Annotated in this window: 2 protein-coding genes; both read right to left on the reverse strand. The window is 67.8% G+C overall.

Going from position 1 to position 1038, the window contains the following annotated elements; all coding sequences use genetic code 11:
* Positions 1–437: FAD-dependent oxidoreductase (locus tag CXQ96_RS17840; RefSeq protein WP_146070947.1), on the reverse strand; the 437-nt coding region annotated here is incomplete at its 3' end.
* On the reverse strand, positions 430–1038 hold a 609-nt coding region (locus CXQ96_RS17845), incomplete at its 5' end, for an NAD(P)/FAD-dependent oxidoreductase (protein WP_181036548.1). The genes CXQ96_RS17840 and CXQ96_RS17845, both read right to left, overlap by 8 nt.

Below are 1038 nucleotides of genomic sequence, written 5' to 3' on the forward strand. Positions count from 1 at the left end.
CGGGTCTTGTCCATCCCCAGCCGGGTGACCGCGGTGACGGTGCTCTTGAAGTGCAAGGTCTCCCCGATGGCCGGGAGGGCGGCGAGGGGTTCGAGGTAGGACTCGACGAGTTCACGCCCGTATGGGAGGGCGGTCTGGCGCGGCTCGGACCAGCCGGTGGTCCCCAGGAGGCGCCGGGCTGCGGGGTCGATGTTGTACTGCCAGGGCGAGAACAGGCGGATGTGCGCCCACTGCCGAACAGCGGCTCCGACACTGTCTCCCTGCTCGAAGACGATCGGGGTCAGCCCCTGCTCGAGGAGGTTCACGGCCGCGGACAGCCCGATCGGACCGGCACCAATCACGGCGACCGGTAGATCCGTGATGTCGCCGGCGCCCGTCGTGTCCGCCGACGTGGCTGCTGATGCGGTGAGAGTGCTGATGGTGGTGGTGTCAGACATGGGCGTTCTCCTCGATGAGAGCGGTAGCGATGCTGGGGGCGTCCTCGAGTGCGGCGAGGTACCGTTCGGCGTCCAGTGCTGCGGCGCAGCCGGATCCTGCTGCAGTGATGGCCTGCCGGTACCGGTGGTCGACGGCGTCGCCGCACGCGAAGACCCCGGAGAGGTTCGTCAGGGTGGTGGGTGCGTCGACGACGATGTAGCCCTCGGCGTCGAGGGTGACCTGGTCCTGGACGAGGTCGGTGCGGGGCAGGTGCCCGATGGCCACGAAAATGCCGGTCGCAGCCAGTTCCCGGGTGTCCCCGGTGACCGTGTTGGTAAGCGTTACCCCGGCAACCTTCGCGTCTCCGTGGATCGCGGTGATCGCGCTGGTGTATTCGAAGCGGATCTTCTCGTTGTCCATGGCCCGCTGCGCCATGATCTTCGACGCCCGCAACGCCGGACCGCGGACGATAACGGTGACGGTGGCCGCGAAGCGGGTGAGGAACAGTGCTTCCTCCATCGCGGAGTCCCCGCCTCCGACGACGATGATGTCCTGGTTGCGGAAGAAGAACCCGTCGCACGTCGCGCACCATGACACGCCCCGGCCGGTGAGGCGCTTCTC

The sequence above is a fragment of the Arthrobacter sp. B1805 genome (assembly GCF_002929745.1).
GTDB lineage: Bacteria > Actinomycetota > Actinomycetes > Actinomycetales > Micrococcaceae > Arthrobacter_D.